The following is a 16649-nucleotide window of genomic DNA, read 5'->3' as shown; positions in this document are numbered from 1 at the left end:
CAACTGCTAGGGTCGAAGCGACCGCAACTGATGCTGTTCGGCCCCGAACCCAGCGCCGACAATCGGCCCTGTCCCCGCGCGCGCCCGAGTGCGTGCGGGCCCACGATCACGACGACAAGCGCCCCGATTTGAAGCTGCTGCACTCCTCCCGCCGCCTGCTGGCCCTGCTCGCACTCTGCGTCCTCCCCACGCTGGCCCCGGCGGCCGAACCCGCGGCGGCACCGCGCACCGTCCCCGACACCATCGCGCAGCGCGTGGCCGCCTGCATCGCCTGCCATGGCCGCGAAGGCGCGAGCAACAACGCGGCCTTCTTCCCGCGGCTGGCCGGCAAGCCCGAGGGCTACCTGTTCAATCAATTGGTGAGCTTCCGCGACGGCCGGCGCTTCAACTCCGACATGGTCCACCTGGTGCAGCACCTGTCGGACGACTACCTGCGCGAGATGGCCGCCTACTTCGCCGGGCTCGACCTGCCCTACCCCGCGGTCTCGCCCGTCAGCGACGCCTCGGCCGAGACGCTGGCGCGCGGCAAGACGCTGGCGCTGCAAGGCGACGCGGCGCGCGGCATCCCCGCCTGCACCCAGTGCCACGGCGCGGCGCTCACCGGCGTGCAGCCCGGCATCCCGGCGCTGGTCGGCCTGCCGCGGCTCTACCTGTCCTCGCAACTCGGCGCCTGGCTCACCGACGACCGCCACGCGCTCGCGCCCGACTGCATGGCCCAGGTCGGCCGCAAGCTGGACACCGCCGACATCAACGCCGTCGCGGCCTGGCTCGCGCTGCAGCCCGTGCCCGACCGCGCCAAGGCCGTGGCCGCGCTGCCCGGCCCGCTGCCCATGCCTTGCAGCGCCATGCCGGTTTCGGTGAAGTGAGGGCGCGACCATGTTGAAACGCTTCCTCTACCTCCTCGCCGGCCTGGTCGTGCTGCTGGTGCTCGGCACCGCGGCGCTGGTCGCACTCAACCTGCGCGGCGAAGACGCGCTGCCCACCGAGGCCGGCAGCACCTTCGAGGCCACGCCGGCGCAGGTCGACCGCGGCCGCTACCTCGCGCTGGCCGGCAACTGCGCCGGCTGCCACACGGTGCGCGGCGGCCAGCCCTACGCGGGCGGCCTGGGCATCGAGACGCCCTTCGGCACCGTCTACGCCAGCAACCTCACGCCCGACGCCCACCAGGGCATCGGCAACTGGAGCCCGGCGCACTTCTGGCGCGCGATGCACAACGGCCGCTCCAAGGACGGCCGCCTGCTCTACCCGGCCTTCCCCTACCCGAGCTTCACGCGCATCACGCGCGAGGATTCCGACGCGCTCTACGCCTACCTGCGCAGCGTGCCGGCCTCGGCCACGCCGAACGCGGCGCACCGGCTGCGCTTCCCCTACGACACGCAGGCCGCGCTGGCCGTGTGGCGCGCGCTCTCCTTCACGCCCGCGCCCTTCGTGCCCGACCCGGCCCAGCCGGCCGAGTGGAACCGCGGCGCCTACCTGGTCGAAGGCCTGGGCCACTGCATCGCCTGCCACGGCACGCGCAACGTGCTGGGCGCCACCGAAGAAAAACGCGGCCTGTCGGGGGGCCTGATCCCGATCGAGAACTGGTATGCGCCCTCGCTCACCTCCAAGCGCGAGGCTTCGGTGGCCGACTGGGAGACGCGCCACGTGGTGGCGCTGCTGAAGAACGGCACCGCGCCCGGCGGCTCGGTGATGGGCCCGATGGCCGACGTGGTCTTTCGCAGCACCCAGCACCTGAGCGAGGCCGACCTCACGGCCATGGCGCTCTATCTGCAGAAGTTGCCCGACGCCACCGCGCCGGCACCCGCGCCACAGCGGCGCGACGTCGGCACGATGGAACGCGGCGCGCGCATTTACGACCAGCGCTGCGCCTACTGCCACGGCGACGCAGGCCAGGGCGCGGCCGGCGCCTACCCGCCGCTGGCCGGCAGCCGCGCGGTGAACATGGACACCCCCGCCAACCTGATCCAGGTGGTGCGCCACGGCGGCTTCCTGCCCGCCACGGCCGGCAACCCGCGGCCCTACGGCATGCCGCCCTTCGGCCACGTGCTCGACGACAACGACATTGCGGCCGTGCTGACCTATGTGCGCGGCAGTTGGGGCAACGATGCGCCGGCGGTGTCGCAGCGGGACGCGATGCGGCGCTGAGCCAAAGGACGGCCCGAATCCTTCCAACAGGGCTCGCCGTCCCTACTTCAGGGATGAGCCGGGTCCCGGCCCCCATCGCGCGCGCACGATCCAGCGCGCAGTCACGCCGTAGACTCGAGCGTTCATCGATCGACGAGGACTCCCACATGCATGTGCTGATGGTCATCGGAGGCGGCGTGGTGCTGCTGGGCCTGTTCATCCTGTTCGGCTGGCTCTGGGGCGCGAGCGCCGCGGGAATGGCGATGGGTGCCAAGGCCTTCCTGCCGGTCTGGCTGCTGATCGCGGCCGTCAACATGTGGGTGGGCGTCACCCAGGCGGGCTACAGCGTGCGCGAGGAGTCTCCGATCCTGCTGCTGGTGTTCGCCGTGCCCGCCATCGCGGCCGGCATCGCGCTGTGGCAGCTCTCGCGAGCCTGAACTGAACGTTGCGGACCGCATGGCGCCGAAGGGCCATGCAACGCGGCACGCCAAGTGCCCACGCAAGCCGGGCATCATTCGTATCCACGTGGACGAACCACGCAGACAACGCCCGCCATGAATCCCCACAGCCCCACCGCGCCCATCGCTCCCGTCCCCCTCGACAAAGCCTACCGCCTGCTCAACCACGGCCCGACGGTGCTGGTGTCGGCCCGCCACGGCGGTGTGGACAACGTGATGGCCGCGGCCTGGGCCTGCGCGCTGGACTTCGCACCGCCCAAGCTCACCGTCGTGTTGGACAAGGCGACCAAGACCCGTGAACTGGTCGAGGGCAGCGGCACTTTCGTGATCCAGGTGCCGACCGTCGCGCAGCTGACGCTGACCCACACGCTGGGCACGCGCAGCCTGCACGAGGAGGCCGACAAGCTCGATCGCTCGGGCGTGCAGCTGTTCCGCATGCCCGGCAGCGACCTGCCTTTCGTCGACGGTTGCGCGGCCTGGCTGCAATGCCGGCTGGTCGCGGAGCCGCACAACCAGCAGGCCTACGACCTGTTCATCGGCGAGGTGGTGGCCGCCTGGTCCGACACGCGGGTGTTCCGCGACGGCCACTGGCATTTCGAGACGGCCGACCCGGCCTTGCGCAGCCTGCACTACATCGCAGGCGGGCATTTCCTGGCGATCGGGGAGACGCTGACGGTGCCCGCGGCGCCTTAGCAGCGGCTCAGCGCGCCGCATGCGCCTGCGGCTGCAGGCAGAAGGCGAAGAAGGCGTCGAGCTCGGTCGACTTGTCGAACACCGCATCGGCGCCGAGCGCCAGGCTGCGGTGGCGGATGCTCGGGGTCGGGTAGTTGGTCAGCACCACCGCATGCTGACCGGGCGCGCGGTTCTGCAGCTGGCGCAGCACGCCCAGGCCCGAACCCTCTTTGAGGAACAGGTCGACCACGGCCAGTTGCCAGGCATCCGGATGGCGTGCGAGCCAAGTGTTGGCGTCGTGCTCACCCTCGGCGATGCCCACGACCTCGGCGTGGGCCAGATCCTCCAACGTCGGGACGAGGTTGTCCCGGATGGTCTGGTTGTCCTCGACAAGAAAGATCTTGAGTGTCATGGCCGGCTTGGGACGCCGCGCAGGACGCGGCCTTCAGGCGTGTACCGCTCACGCGGCGGGACGCTCCAGGAAAGCCGGCAGGCCAGCCGCCACGCCCCGCAGGATCTCGAGCTCCCGGTCCGGCAGGTCGCAGGGCACGGTGTCGAGATGGCACAGCGTGCCGAACAGGGTGCTGCCCTCGGTCACCACCGGAATCGCGTGGTACGACACCACGACGCCCTGGTAGGGATGGCCGTCGAGCCGGTGGTCGAAGGCCGAGTTCTCGGTCTGGAAGACGCCGTCGCGAAAGACGAACTGGCAGAAGCTGTCCTGCAGCGACACCTCGGCCAGGAAGCCGGGCTGGACGGCACCGGTCTTGTCGATCAGGTGCACGCATCGAAGCATCTCGCCGTTCAGGCGGTAGATCGCGGTGTAACGATGCGCGACCCGTTCGTTGAGACGGACCAGCAATGCGCGCACGCCATCGCTCGCTGCCACGGCCATCAAGGCATCGACGGCGGCGTCATCAGGATCGGGGTCGGGATCGGCGTAAACCATGCGGCAATGTAGCAGCGCGAGCGCTCACCCCGTGCAGGCCAACTGCCCGACCGGAGCCCAGCCCGCCCCGACGTTCAGGCGCTGAGTTCTTCCGGCGTCTTGCCGGCTTCCAGCGCCGCCTTGAACCAGGCGGGGCGCGGGCCGCGGCCACCCCAGGTGTGGCCCTCGTCGTCCTTGTATTTGGCGGCCGCCGGCGACGCCTTGGCCTTCACCCGGGTCTTCGCAGCGACCTTGGCCCCTTGCTTGCCGACGGTCTTCCTGGCCGCCTTCGCGCGTCGGGGTTCGCCTGAAAAATCAAAATCGTCCGCGCTGAAGCCGTACACGCTGATCGCTTCCTGGATCCGGGCGCGCACGCCGTCAGCTTCCTTCTTTCGCAGCTGATCAGCCTGCTTTTGCAGCTGCTCGATTTGTCTTTGCACTTGAACGAATGTTTTTGCCATTGCGAGATCAACCTTGACACAGAAGAAGGCGGAGCATACGCCACCGGTTTGCCCCGTTTTTCCCGTCAAAGCGTCCCTCGGAAGGCGCCCCCGTCGAGCAGGATGTTCTGGCCCGTGAGATAGCCGGCCTGCGCGCCGCAGAGGAAGGCGCAGGCGGCGCCAAACTCCTCGGGCCGGCCGGCGCGGCGCGCGGGAATGGTGGCGTGCTTGTCCTGCGTGTACTGCGCGACCGACTGCCCGGACCGCTCGGCCGCCGCGTGCGCGAGCCGGGCCATGCGAGCGGTGTCGAACAGGCCCGGCAGCAGGTTGTTGACCGTCACGTTGGCCGCCGCCAGTTCGCTCGAGCGCGCCAGCCCGCCCACGAAACCCGTGAGCCCGCTGCGTGCGCCGTTGGACAGGCCCAGCACCTCGATCGGCGCCTTGACCGCGCTGGAGGTGATGTTGACGATGCGCCCGAAGCCCCGCGCCACCATGCCGTCGACGTAGGCACGCATCAGCGCGATCGGCGCCAGCATGTTGGCCTCGAGCGCGCCGATCCAGTCGTCGCGGGACCAGGCCCGGAAGTCGCCGGGCGGCGGCCCGCCGCCGTTGTTGACCAGGATGTCGACCTCGCCGCGCACCGCCCGCAAGGCCTCGCGGCCCGCCTCGGTGCCGATGTCGGCGGCGAAGGTCTGGACGCAGGTGTCGGTCGGCAGCCGCGGGTCTTGCGCCAGTGCCGCGGCCGCCGCGGCCAGGGCCTCGGCGCCGCGCGCCACCAGCAGCACGTGCACGCCCTCGCGCGCCAGCGCGCCCGCGCAGGCCAGCCCCAGGCCCTGGCTGCCGCCGCAGACCAACGCCCAGCGGCCCTGGATGCCCAGATCCATCGCCCGGCCTATTCCTGCGCGACCAGGTTGACCAGCGTGCCCACCTTCGAGACCTCGACCTCGATGCGGTCGCCGGGCTTCATCCAGATCGGCGGCTCGTGGCGCGCGCCCACGCCGCCCGGCGTGCCGGTGACGATCACGTCGCCGGGCCGCAGCGTGGTGAAGCTCGAGATGTAGGCGATCTGCGAGGGGATGTCGAACAGCAGCATGTCGGTGGTGGCGTGCTGCATGACCTTGCCGTTGAGGCGCGTCTGCAGCGTCAGCACCTCGCCGTCGGCGATCTCGCCGCGCGTGACCATCCAGGGGCCGAAACCGCCGGTGCCGCTGAAATTCTTGCCCGGCGTCCACTGCGTGGTGTGGCGCTGCCAGGCGCGGACCGAGCCGTCGTTGTAGGGCGCGTAGCCCGCGATGTGGGTCCAGGCATCGGCCTCGGCGATGCGGCGTCCGCCGCGGCCGATCACGATCGCGATCTCGCCTTCGTAATCGAGCTGTTCCGATTCGGGCGGCCGCAGCATGGGCTGGCCGTGGCCGATCTGCGAATCGGCCACGCGCATGAACACCGTCGGGTGGCCGACGCGCTCGCGCTTCATCTCGACGCGGTGCTCCTCGTAGTTGACGCCGATGCAGAAGATCTTGCCGGGCTCGGGAATCACCGGCAGCCAGGTCACGGCCGCAAGCGGCACGCCGGCCTGCAGCACGAGGCCGGCTTCGCTCTGCGGCAGGGCATCGGCGGCGATCGCATCCTTGAGCGTGGGCAGGGCCGGCGTGGCCAGCGGGACGATGGTGTCGCCGACCACCGCGCCCCAGCTGGCGCGGCCGTCGAGTTCATAACTTGCGAATTTCATGGGTGATGCTCAGGGGTGGGAAAAAAGAAAACGAGAGGCGGCGGCCCCGGGCCGCCGCGTGCCGGGCTGCGGCCTTCTTCAGTTGATGGAAATGTTGCGTTCGGCGATCAGCTTCTGCCAATGGCCGCGCTCGTCGACGATCACCTTCTGCATGGCTTCGGGCGTGCTCGGCGTGATGTTGGCGCCGCGCTCGCGGATCGGCACGCCGACCTCGTCGGACTGCAGCGCGCGCACCAGCTGGTCGTGCAATCTGCTCGCCACGTCCTTGGGCAGGCCGCGCGGCGCGATGAAGCCGAACCAGATCTGGTCGACCATGCCGGGCACGGCAGTGCTGATCGGCGGGATCTCGGGGGCCTGTGGCGACACGGCCGCGCTGGTGACGCCGATGGCGCGCAGCTTGCCCGACTGGATCAGCGGCAGCGCCAGCGGCAGGTTCTCGAAGGCCATCTGGATGTTGCCGCCCATCAGGTCCTGCATCACCGCCCCGCTGCCCTTGTAGGGCACGTGGGTCAGCGTGACGCCGGTGCTGCGCTGGAGCATCTCGCCGTTGAGGTGCGCGCTCGAGCCCGTGCCCATGGAGCCGAAGTTCACGTTGGGCGTCTTCCTCAGGTAGGCCACCAGGTCGTCGAGGTTCTTCACCGGCAGGTCGCGGTTCACCACCAGCACGTTGGGCAGCGTCACGGCCAGGGTGAGCGGCAGCACGTCCTTGAGCGTGTCGACCTTCATGTCCTTGTAGAGCCAGGGATTGACGGTGAGCACGCTGGCCGGCACCAGGCCGATGGTGGCGCCGTCGGGCGTGGCATGGGCGATCGCCTGCAGGCCCAGCACGCCGTTGGCGCCGGGCTTGTTCTCGACGATGACCGGCACGCCCATGTTCTGCGCCAGCACCTTGCCGGTGAGGCGCGCGACGATGTCGGCCAGGCCGCCCGGCGGATAGGGCACGACGATGGTGACGCGGCTGGGGTCGGCGGCCAGGGCGCTGCCGGCGAGCACGAGGCCCGCGAGCCCGGCGAGGGCCAGGCAGGCGCGGCGGTGGATCTTCTTCAACATGGGTCTTGTCTCCTGTGGTTCTTGTGGGGAATCTCTGTCAGGGGTGCGCAAGCGCCTGGGTCACGGTGGACTGGTAGAGCTCGCGTTCGGAGATCTGCAGCGAACGCTCCCAGGGCCAGCGGTGGATGGGTTTCTGCGGCGTCAGGTCGACCGGCCGGCCGCCCTGGAAGATCGCGCTGAAGCGGGTCTTGTCCTGAAGGATGCGGATGTCGGCCAGCGGGTCGCCGTCGACCACCAGGAAGTCGGCCAGCCGGCCCTTCTGCAGCGTGCCGAGGTTGGCCGCATCGACCGTGACCGCCGCATTGCGCGTGGCGCAGGTGATGGCCTGCAGCGGGCTCATGCCCAGCAGGTCGACGAAGAGCTCGAGCTCGCGCGCATGCCATTCGCCATACGGCGTGACGGCGAAGCCGGTGTCGGTGCCGCACATCATCTGCACGCCGTTGCGCCAGGCGTAGTCGAGGTTGGTCACGGCCAGGTCGAGGTCGCGCCGGAAGCGGTCGAGGCGGCCCTGCGAACAGCCCGCGATGTGCCCCCATTGCGCCACGTTGGCCACGAAGGTCAGCGTGGGGCAGCAGGGGATGCCGCTTGCGGCCAGTTTGTCGGCCTGGCGCCGGTCCATGAAGTCGGCATGCATGATCCAGTCGATGCCCGCGTCCACGCAGTCCTCCACCGACTGGCCGCTGCGCGCATGCGCGGTCACGCGGCGGCCGAGGCGGTGCGCCTCGTCGACGATCACCTTGAGCTCTTCCGCGCGGAAGGCCGGCACGCTGCCGCCGCCCGGCGTGAGCGTGGCGGATTCGCCGCTGGCCGCGATCTTGATGAAGTCGACGCCGTTCTTGATCTGCTCGCGCACCTCGTTGACCATGTGGCTCGCGCTTTCGGTGAGCACGCCCACGCCCGAGCGCGGCGAGCCCACCCACGAGGGGAAGTAGTCGGTCAGCGCGGCATGCGTGCTCAGGTAGCGCGCGGCGGCCGAGATGCGCGGCCCCGGGAACAGCCCGGCCTTGACCGCGTCGCGCACCGCGACCGCCACGTACCAGCCGCCGCCCGGGTCGCTGCACGAGGTGACGCCCGCCTGCAGCACGGTCTGTGCGTGGTACATGGCGCGGATCGAGCGGTACTCGGCCGAGCCGAACAGGTCCTGCTCCTCGATGCCGCGCGCCACGCCGTAGCTGATGTGGCAGTGGGCGTCGATCAGGCCCGGCATCACGGTCTTGCCGGCGGCATCGAAGGCGATCACCGCACCCGGCGGCAGCGGCCGGCCCGGGCCTTCGCCGGCCTCGATGTCGGTGATGCGCTCGCCACTGAGTTCCATCCAGTGCAGCGGCTGCGGCGCGTCGCCCGTGCCGTCGATCAGCCGGCCGCCGGTCAGGTAGCGCTTGGTGTCTGCGGAGCCCGTCACGGCATTCACTTCCACTGCAGCCCGGCGGCCTGGTGCGTGGCGCCCTGCCCCGCGAGGAAGTCCAGCAGCACGCGGTTGAACAGCTCGGGCTTCTCGTAGTAGGCGGTGTGGGCCGCGCCGGCCAGCAGGGCCAAGCGGCTGCGCGGCAGCATGGCGCGGGCCTTCTCGCCGACCGCGGGCGGCACGGTCTTGTCTTCCTCGCCCCAGACCAGCAGCACCGGGAAGTCGGTGCCGGCCAGCGGCTCGCCCACCACGTCGCGGTCCAGGTCGGCGGCGATGTAGCGGCCCAGCGTGGCGAAGGACTCGGCGGCGCCGGCCGAGTTGTTGATGCGCCATTCCTCTTCCTGCATCTCGGCCGTGACCAGCGCCTGGTCGTGGATCACGCGCGCCAGCTTGGTCGCCACGCCGTCGCGCGTCTGGTTGTTGGCACCGGCCTGGATGCGGCCACGCGCCTCGTCACCGATCGGCACCAGGCCCATGCTGCCCACCAGCGCGATGCCGTCGATGCGCGCCGGGTGGGCCACCGCGTACGCCGCCACCACATGGCCGCCCAGCGAGGTGCCGACGATGGTCGCGCGATCGATCTTCTGCGCGTCGAGGAATTGGCCCAGGAAGTCGCGGTAGGCGGGCACCGAGCAGGCGACCTCGGCGCCCTTCGATGCATAGCCGTGGCCCGGCAGGTCCAGCGCGTACACGTGGTAGCCGGCGGCGGCGATGGCGTCGATGTTGCGCACCCAGCGGTCGGCACGGCCGCCGGTGCCGTGCACGAAGACCACCGCGCGCTCGCCCTGGCCGGCCTCCAGGACGCGGGTGTGGATGCCTTGGACGGAGAAGGGATAACTGATCACGTTGCTTCCTTGAAAAGTGGACTTGAAGACAATTTATTCATCTAATGAATAATCTATTCACTAATCGTACGAGCCAACGGCCGGCGGCTGCATCAGGGAGTTCACCTAGGACCGGGGCAGGCCGCGAGACGCGCGAACGCGCGCCGGCGTCAGGGTCGCCAGAAGATCAGGAAGAAGAAACAAGAGCCTGCGCAACCAGTGGGCGCGCAGGGCGGCCCGTGCCTAGCCGGCCGTGTCGAGCCGCGCCGCCGCGCGGCGCAGCTGCTCCACCGCGTGCATCAGCGCGAGGCCCGCTTCATGGCGCACCTCGGGGTCGGCCAGCGCGGCCGAGGGCGAGGTGCAGTTGAGCACGTAGGGCGTGCCGCCCGGCGCGCTCGGCAGCGGCACCGCCACCGTGCTCAGGCCCGGGAAGAAGACGTCGATGTTGGTGATGAAGCCGATCTTGCGGTAGTCGGCAATCGCCTTCAGCGCGCCCTTCTCGTGCTTCCTGTAGAGCGCGGCGTCGGCCGCCTTGCACTCGTGCAGTGCCTGCGCGCGCGCCGCGTCGTCGAGTCCGGCCAGGTAGGCCCAGCCGGTGCCACTGTTCATGATCGGCACCTCGGAGCCGACCCGCACGTTGACGTTGAGCACCGCGTTCGGCGCCTCGTAGCGCTGCAGGTAGAGCATCGAGGTGCGCTCGCGCGTCGACAGGCTGGCGCCGCCATGGAAGCGCGTGGCCACGTCCTGCAGCAGTGGGCGCGCGAGCTCGGCCAGCTCGAGCGTGTCGAGGGCCGCATAGCCCAGCGTGAGGATCGACAGGCCCGGGCGGAAGCGCGAGCCGTCGCGGTCGGCGATCAGGTAGCCGCCGTGCTCGAGCGTCTTGCACAGCCGCCAGACGGTGGGCTGGGGCAGGCCCGTCATGCGTGCGATGTCCGAGCTGCCGAGGCGTTCGCGCCCGAGGTCGAAACAGCGCAGCACCTCGAGCCCCCGCAGCAGGCCCGTCACCAGCGGCTGGCCCTTCTGCTCCTTCGTACCTTCACTCATCCTTGACTCTCGCTCTCCACAGATTCCGTGCGTTCGCTGCCCTGCCCTCGGCGGCGCGGACGGAAACGTCCGCCGGACACGGGCCGCAGACCGCGAGGGTGCTGCGAGCATAGCGCCGGCGCGGCGGGTCGGATGCGGTGCGCGTGAAGGGCGCGCGTTCGGCCTCAGGCGGCCGGTGCCTGGGGCTCGCCCAGCGACAGCATCAAGCGGTTGGCCCAGTTGAAGAAGGCGGCGCCGTGGATCACGTCGGAGACCGCGAGGTCGTCCAGCCCCACGGCCCGCAGCGCCTCGACGTGGGTTGCGTCGAAGGCGACGGGCGTCGCCGACAGCGCCACCGACGCGGCCACGATCGCGTCCCAGCGCGGGTCCAGCGCCGCGACCACGCCTTCGTCGAGCAGGCGCTGGATGTCGGCCGAGCGGGGCGAGAAATGCGTGGCGAAGCGCGCGTGCACCGAGGCGCAGTAGATGCAGCCGTTGTAGCGCGAGGTGGCCGCGGCCGCCAGTTCGCGCTCGGCGCGCGGCAGCCCGGCCTCGGGGTTGTAGAAGATGTCCTTGTCGGTGCGGGTGCGCGCGCCGAGGATGTCCGGGTCGCGCGCCAGCAGCATGAAGTACGGCGACTTGGCGCGCGAGGCATCGACCAGGCCCGCCAGGTGGCGATCGGTCAGTTCCTCCTGCGGCAGCGGTTCGAGCCAGGGCAGCCATTCGAGCTGCGCCTGCGTGAAGGCGTTGGGCGGCACGTTGCCGGGATGCGAGAGTGTCTGGGTGCTCATGGGAAGGAAGGAGTCTGTTCAGGCGATGGCCAGGGAAGCTTGCGCGGCCAGTGCGCGCAGGCCCGCGATCACGCGGATCTGGAAGCTCAGGAAGGACACCAGCTGCGACAGCGTGACGATCTCGGTGGTCGACCAGCCTGCGTCCAGCAGCGCCTGCAGCCAGGCGGCCTCGGCATCGCGCGGATGGAACACCAGCCGGTGCGCATGCGCCAATGCGGCGGCGAGCCGCGTGCCGAGCACGGCGCGACGGGCGGCGCTTGCAGCGTACAGCGGACCGGGCGCGTTCTCGGCGCTCAGCGGGCCCACCGGGTAGCTGCCGTAGGGGCCACGGCCCGCGCCGGCTTCGGCCTCGGCGCTCACGGCATCGAACAGCGCGGTGGGCGCGCCCGCCAGCAGCAGCGCGCTCGCATGGAAGGCCCCCAACTCGACCTGGCCGTGCAGCCCGGCCACGAAGACCGCCAGCGCATGGCGCTCGGCGGCGGTGAAGGTCGAGCCCGCGAGATCGGCGGGCTCGAACAGCGCGATGTGGCTTTGCTGCGCGTGCAGGCGGGCCTGCTGGCGCTGGGCGCGGATCGCGTCGAGCGCGTCGCCGGGCTGGATGCCGACCAGTTGGTCGATCACGTCCGGAAGGGAGGAGACAGTCATGCGATGGCCTGGAGAGGTGCGTGGGAAGAAATGTTTTTGGTCGACGCCCCGGCCCAGCCGAGCGCGGGCGCGACCTCGGTGGCGATGAGCTCGATCGAGCGCAGGATGTGGCGGTGCGGCGGGTCCACCGAGTGCACCTGGCACACCAGGTCGGTCACCTGGGCCAAGGTGCGGTCGGCGCGCAGCGAGGCGATCACCTCGTCGGGCGTGCCCACGTGCACGTCCTGGCGCGCGATCAGCTGGTCGAGCGTGAAGGGCAGGCCCGCGAGCGCCGGATCGCTCTGGCGCGCCAGGCTGCGGCGCAGGCCCTCCTCTGCCAGCCGGCGCGCGAGCGCGCGATCGTCGGCCACGAAGACCGAGCGCGAGCCCACGATGCGCGGCGCGCGGCCCGCGGGCAGCGCGGCCAGGTAGGCCTCGATGATCGGCAGCTGGATCTCGGCCAGCGTGGCCTGCGGCGCATCGGCCGGCCGGGGCTGGGTGCGCGAGAGCATCAGGCCGTCGCCGGCCAGGCCCGCGCGCGCGCCGCCGGCGACCGAGAAGCTGGCCTGCCAGACGCGGTCGGGCAACTGCGCCGAGACCGGGTACAGGCGATCGCCGCCTTGCAGCGGCCGGCCGGCCCAGGCCTCGCGCACCTGTGCGAGGTGGCTGGCGAACACCGCCGCGCGCTGTTCGCTCTGCTGGCCGAAGGCCGTGAACGACGAAGGCGTGCCGCCGGTGCCCACGCCGAACTCCAGCCGCCCGCCCGCGATCAAGTCGAGCACCACCGCATCCTCGGCCACGCGCACCGGGTTCTCCAGTGGCAGCGTGACGATGCCGGTGCCGAGCCGGATGCGCTGGGTGCGCGCCGCCACCGAAGCAAGAAAGACCAGCGGCGACGGCAGCCCGCCCTCGGCCTCGTGGAAGTGGTGCTGCGCGACCCAGGCCGAATCGAAGCCCAGGGCTTCGGCGTGCAGGATCTGTTCGGTGACGAGGCGGTAGCGCTCGGCGGCGGTGGCGTCGTCAAGAAGCCGGCTGAAGAAGCCCAGGCGCTGGATGTTGGGAAACAAGATCGGAATTCCTTTTGCCGGGGATGGCGTCGATGAGTTCGCGCGTGTAGGCGCTGTGCGGCCAGAGGAAGACGTCTTCCACGCGGCCGGCATCGACCTGCCGCCCGTTCTGCAGCACCGACACGGTGTCCGCGATCTGGCGCACCACCGCGAGGTCGTGCGAAATGAAGAGATAGGTCAGGCCGAGTTCGGCCTGCAGTTGGTCGAGCAGCCGCAGGATCTGCGCCTGCACGGTCACGTCGAGCGCGGACACGGCCTCGTCCAGCACCAGCACCCGCGGCTCGAGCACCAGCGCGCGCGCAATGGCCACGCGCTGGCGCTGCCCGCCCGACAGCGCATGCGGCCGGCGCTGCAGCACCGCGGGCGGCAGCCCGACGCGCGCGAGGATGTGCTCGACGCGGCGTTGGCGCTCGTCGGCGCTTAGCGGCTCGAAGTTGCGCAGGGGCTCCTCGATGATCTGGAAGATGGTCTGGCGTGGGTCGAGCGAGCTGAAGGGGTTCTGGTGGACCAGCTGGATCTTGCGGCGGAACTGGCGCAGCGCCTCGCCGCGCAGGGTCGTGAGCTCGGTGCCCTCGATCAGGATGCGGCCGCTGGTCGGCTGGCGAAAGCCCACCACGTCGCGGATGGTGGTGGTCTTGCCCGAGCCCGACTCGCCCACGATCGCATGGGTGGTGCCGCGCCGCACGCGGAAGGACACGTCGTCGACCGCGCGGAAGGCCGTGCCCCCTTTGCCGCCGACCGCGAAGTCGTGCACCAGGTGCTCGACCACGATGGCGAAGTCGTCTTCCGCGGTTGCCGTCGGCGCGCGCTCCGGCCGGAAGTCCGCCATCGCGAGCGAGGGCGCATCGGCCAGCAGCTGGCGCGTGTAGGGGCTGCTCGGCTTGCCCAGCAGTTCGGCCGTGGGGCCCTGCTCCTGGATGCGGCCGCCCTGCAGCACCACGATGCGGCTCGCGCGATCGGTGGCCACGCCCAGGTCGTGCGTCACCAGCAGCACGGCCGTGCCGTAGGCCAGGCGCAGTTCGTCGATCAGGTCGAGGATGCGCTTTTGCACCGTCACGTCGAGCGCGCTGGTGGGTTCGTCGGCAATGATCAGCGCGGGCTGCAACGCGATCGCGATCGCGATCAGCACGCGCTGCTTCATGCCGCCCGAGAGTTCGTGCGGGTACTGGCGCGCGCGCAGCTCGGGCTGCGAGAGCCCGACGCGGGCCAGCAGCTCGACCACGCGGGCGTTGACCTCGCGCCGCTCGACGCGGCGGTGGATGCGCAGGATCTCGGCCACCTGCTCGCCCACGGTGCGCACCGGGTTCAGCGAGCTGGTCGGGTCCTGCGGGATCAGGCTGACGACCGAGCCGCGGATGCCGTCGAAGCGCTTCTGCGACCAGTTCGCGACGTCGACGCCGTTGAGCCGGATCGCGCCGGCCTCGCGCTGGCCGTTCTCGGGCAGCAGGCCGATCACCGCCTGTGCGGTGGTGGTCTTGCCCGAGCCCGATTCACCCACCAGCGCGACGATCTCGCCCGGGTGGATGGTGAAGGACACGTCGTGCACCACACGGTGCAGCGTGTCCTTGTCGCGGTAGCCGATGGAGAGGCCTTCGACCTCGAGCACCGGCGGCATGGCCGCGCTCACCGGCGCCCCTTCGACACCGCCACGCTGATGCGGTTGGCCGACAGCACCACGGCCACCACGACCAGGCCGGGCACGGTGGTGAGCCACCAGCCGGTCGAGATGTAGTTGCGGCCTTCGGCGATCAGCAGGCCCCATTCGGGCGTGGGCGGCGGCGCGCCGTAGCCCAGGAAGCCCAGGGTCGAGATCGAGAGGATGGCGCTGCCGAACTGCAGCGCGGCCATGGCCACCACCGAGGTCAGCGAGTTGGGCAGCACATGGCGCCAGAGCACGCTGCGAAAGCTGCCGCCGCTGCCGAAGGCCGCCTCGACGTATTCGGCGCGGCGCACCCGCACCACCTCCGAGCGCACCAGCCGCGCGAAGCCCGCCACCGAGGCGATGCCGACCGCGAGCGCGGCGTTCAGCGTGCCGAAGCCCAGGATGATGATGATGCTCAGCGACAGCAGCAGCGAGGGCACGGCCAGCAACACGTCGACCACGCGCATCAGCGCGTCTTCCACCAGCCCGCCGACCGAGCCCGCGAGCACGCCGATGGTGGTGCCCAGCAGCAGGCCGACGGTCACGGCCAGGAAAGCGCCCGACAGCGAATGCACCGCGCCGTGCACCACGCGCGCATAGAGGTCGCGGCCCAGGCCGTCGGTGCCCAGCAGGTGGGTGGCGCTCGGTGCCAGCAGGTGCTGGCCCGAGGTGCCCTGCACCGGGTTGTAGCCCGAGAACAGGCCCGGCGCGATGGCCCACAGCGTGACGGTGGCGATCACCAGCCAGGCGAGCAGCAGACCGGGTTGCGCGCGGCGCACGGCCTTCCACGCCTTGTGCAGGCCCTTGCGCCATGCGGGCGTGGCCTTCGCCGGAACGGCCGCCGGGCTGGCGGCCACCGGGTTCGCGACCGCGGTGCGGGCCGCGCCCGTGGGCGCCAGCGAATCGATCTCGAGAGTGAGGCTCATGGTGTCAGTGGCCCAGTTGGACGCGCAGGCGCGGGTCGAGCACCGGATACAACAGGTCGACCACGAGATTGATGAGAACGAAGGCCGCGGCGGAGATCACCACGATGGCCTGCAGCACCGCCGTGTCCTGGTTGCCCACCGCCTGCTGCGTGAGGCTGCCCAGGCCGTTGAGCCCGAACACCGCCTCGGTCACCACCGCGCCGGCCAGCAGTTCGCCGAACAGGATGCCCGCGATGGTCAGCGTCGGCAGAACGGCGTTGCGCGCCACGTGCTTCCACAGCACCCAGTTGCGCGTCGCGCCCTTGGCCCGCGCCACGGTCACGAAGGGCTGCGTGAGCACCTGGTCGATGTTGCGCATGAGGATCTGCGCCAGCGGCGCGGAGATCGGGATGGCCAGCGTGAGCGTCGGCAGCACCAGCCCTTCCCACTTGCCCGGGTTGATCACCGGGATCAGGCCGAGCCGGAACGAGAAGACCTGGATCAGCATGATGCCCAGCCAGAACACCGGCACCGAGATGAACAGCGAGGGCAGCGACTGGATTGCCGCGCGCAGCCAGGCGAAGCGCGTGAGGTTCGACAGGAAGGCCAGGCCCACCGCCAGCAGCAGCGCCACGCCGAAGCCGAAGCTCGCGAGCCGCAGCGTGGGCGGCAGGTTGACCGCCAGGCCCTGGCTCACCGGCACGCCAGCCTGCATCGAGTAGCCGAAGTTGCCGCCCAGGAAATTCCACAGGGTGTGGAAATAGCGCTCCCACACCGGGCTGTCGGCGCCGTAGGCGGCGCGGATATCGGCGATCTCCGTCGGCCCCAGCCCCAGTTCGGGGTTGAGGAACTTGATCAGCACCGCATCCCCGGGCAGGGCCTGCAGCAGCACGAAGGACGCGGTGAACGCGGCCCACAGCACCACCAAGGCCTGCGCGATGCGGCTCCAGAGGTACTTGCTCATTCA

General features: G+C 70.7%; 19 protein-coding genes. 4 read left to right on the top strand and 15 right to left on the bottom strand.

All coding sequences use genetic code 11. The annotated features are described in order from the left end of the window. The first annotated feature begins 128 nt into the window (after window positions 1–128). The 4 genes from A9977_RS23315 (at window position 129) to A9977_RS23300 (ending at window position 3275) form a co-directional block, all read left to right on the top strand. The gene (locus A9977_RS23315) at window positions 129–866 is read left to right on the top strand and encodes a c-type cytochrome (protein WP_259652108.1); all 738 of its coding nucleotides are present in this window, start codon (window positions 129–131) and stop codon (window positions 864–866) included. Window positions 867–876: 10 nt separating this feature from the next. Then, on the top strand, window positions 877–2145 hold the full coding sequence (locus tag A9977_RS23310; protein ID WP_183027217.1) for a cytochrome c: 1269 nt from the start codon (window positions 877–879) through the stop codon (window positions 2143–2145). A 146-nt stretch (window positions 2146–2291) separates the two neighbouring features. Then, window positions 2292–2561, top strand: a complete 270-nt coding sequence (locus A9977_RS23305) for a hypothetical protein (RefSeq protein ID WP_183027216.1) — start codon at window positions 2292–2294, stop codon at window positions 2559–2561. Between the two features lie 117 nt (window positions 2562–2678). Continuing rightward, on the top strand, window positions 2679–3275 hold the full coding sequence (locus tag A9977_RS23300) for a flavin reductase family protein (protein ID WP_183027215.1): 597 nt from the start codon (window positions 2679–2681) through the stop codon (window positions 3273–3275). A gap of 7 nt (window positions 3276–3282) precedes the next feature. Here A9977_RS23300 and A9977_RS23295 read toward each other — a convergent pair whose 3' ends face one another. The 15 genes from A9977_RS23295 to A9977_RS23225 all read right to left on the bottom strand — a co-directional run bounded on the left by A9977_RS23295 (window position 3283) and on the right by A9977_RS23225 (window position 16646). Then, a complete protein-coding gene (locus A9977_RS23295) occupies window positions 3283–3666 on the bottom strand; it encodes a response regulator (protein ID WP_183027214.1) in 384 nt (127 codons plus the stop codon). 48 nt (window positions 3667–3714) lie between these two features. Then, complete coding sequence (locus A9977_RS23290; RefSeq protein ID WP_183027213.1) at window positions 3715–4203, bottom strand: guanylate cyclase; 489 nt, start codon at window positions 4201–4203, stop codon at window positions 3715–3717. A 74-nt stretch (window positions 4204–4277) separates the two neighbouring features. Next, window positions 4278–4643: an H-NS family nucleoid-associated regulatory protein gene (locus A9977_RS23285; protein WP_183027212.1), complete on the bottom strand. Its 366-nt coding sequence runs from the start codon at window positions 4641–4643 to the stop codon at window positions 4278–4280. 65 nt (window positions 4644–4708) lie between these two features. Beyond that, a complete protein-coding gene (locus A9977_RS23280; protein ID WP_183027211.1) occupies window positions 4709–5506 on the bottom strand; it encodes an SDR family oxidoreductase in 798 nt (265 codons plus the stop codon). Between the two features lie 8 nt (window positions 5507–5514). Beyond that, complete coding sequence (locus tag A9977_RS23275) at window positions 5515–6351, bottom strand: fumarylacetoacetate hydrolase family protein (RefSeq protein WP_183027210.1); 837 nt, start codon at window positions 6349–6351, stop codon at window positions 5515–5517. Between the two features lie 78 nt (window positions 6352–6429). Next, entirely contained in the window at window positions 6430–7401 is a 972-nt protein-coding gene (locus A9977_RS23270) for a tripartite tricarboxylate transporter substrate binding protein (RefSeq protein ID WP_183027209.1), read from the bottom strand. 37 nt (window positions 7402–7438) lie between these two features. Then, window positions 7439–8803, bottom strand: coding sequence for an amidohydrolase family protein (locus A9977_RS23265; RefSeq protein ID WP_183027208.1), 1365 nt, complete (start codon window positions 8801–8803; stop codon window positions 7439–7441). Window positions 8804–8808: 5 nt separating this feature from the next. Continuing rightward, window positions 8809–9651, bottom strand: a complete 843-nt coding sequence (locus tag A9977_RS23260; protein WP_183027207.1) for an alpha/beta fold hydrolase — start codon at window positions 9649–9651, stop codon at window positions 8809–8811. Window positions 9652–9873: 222 nt separating this feature from the next. Then, window positions 9874–10674, bottom strand: coding sequence for an IclR family transcriptional regulator (locus A9977_RS23255; protein ID WP_183027206.1), 801 nt, complete (start codon window positions 10672–10674; stop codon window positions 9874–9876). A 164-nt stretch (window positions 10675–10838) separates the two neighbouring features. Then, a complete protein-coding gene (locus tag A9977_RS23250) occupies window positions 10839–11444 on the bottom strand; it encodes an alkylhydroperoxidase domain protein (protein WP_183027205.1) in 606 nt (201 codons plus the stop codon). Window positions 11445–11462: 18 nt separating this feature from the next. Beyond that, entirely contained in the window at window positions 11463–12089 is a 627-nt protein-coding gene (locus A9977_RS23245) for a CMD domain protein (protein WP_183027204.1), read from the bottom strand. Next, complete coding sequence (locus tag A9977_RS23240; RefSeq protein WP_220812024.1) at window positions 12086–13135, bottom strand: putative FMN-dependent luciferase-like monooxygenase; 1050 nt, start codon at window positions 13133–13135, stop codon at window positions 12086–12088. The genes A9977_RS23245 and A9977_RS23240 overlap by 4 nt, the downstream gene beginning before the upstream one ends. Continuing rightward, window positions 13089–14750, bottom strand: coding sequence for an ABC transporter ATP-binding protein (locus A9977_RS23235; protein WP_183027273.1), 1662 nt, complete (start codon window positions 14748–14750; stop codon window positions 13089–13091). Before A9977_RS23235 ends, A9977_RS23240 begins: the two co-directional genes overlap by 47 nt. 8 nt (window positions 14751–14758) lie before the next feature. Continuing rightward, the gene (locus tag A9977_RS23230; RefSeq protein WP_183027203.1) at window positions 14759–15703 is read right to left on the bottom strand and encodes an ABC transporter permease; all 945 of its coding nucleotides are present in this window, start codon (window positions 15701–15703) and stop codon (window positions 14759–14761) included. Window positions 15704–15707: 4 nt separating this feature from the next. Beyond that, a complete protein-coding gene (locus tag A9977_RS23225; RefSeq protein WP_183027202.1) occupies window positions 15708–16646 on the bottom strand; it encodes an ABC transporter permease in 939 nt (312 codons plus the stop codon). Between the last annotated feature and the right edge of the window lie 3 nt (window positions 16647–16649).

The sequence above is a fragment of the Variovorax sp. UMC13 genome (assembly GCF_014170375.1).
In the GTDB taxonomy this organism is placed as follows: Bacteria; Pseudomonadota; Gammaproteobacteria; order Burkholderiales; family Burkholderiaceae_C; genus Variovorax.
Note: the sequence above shows the minus strand (reverse complement) of the source record. Positions and strands in the feature narration are given on the sequence as shown.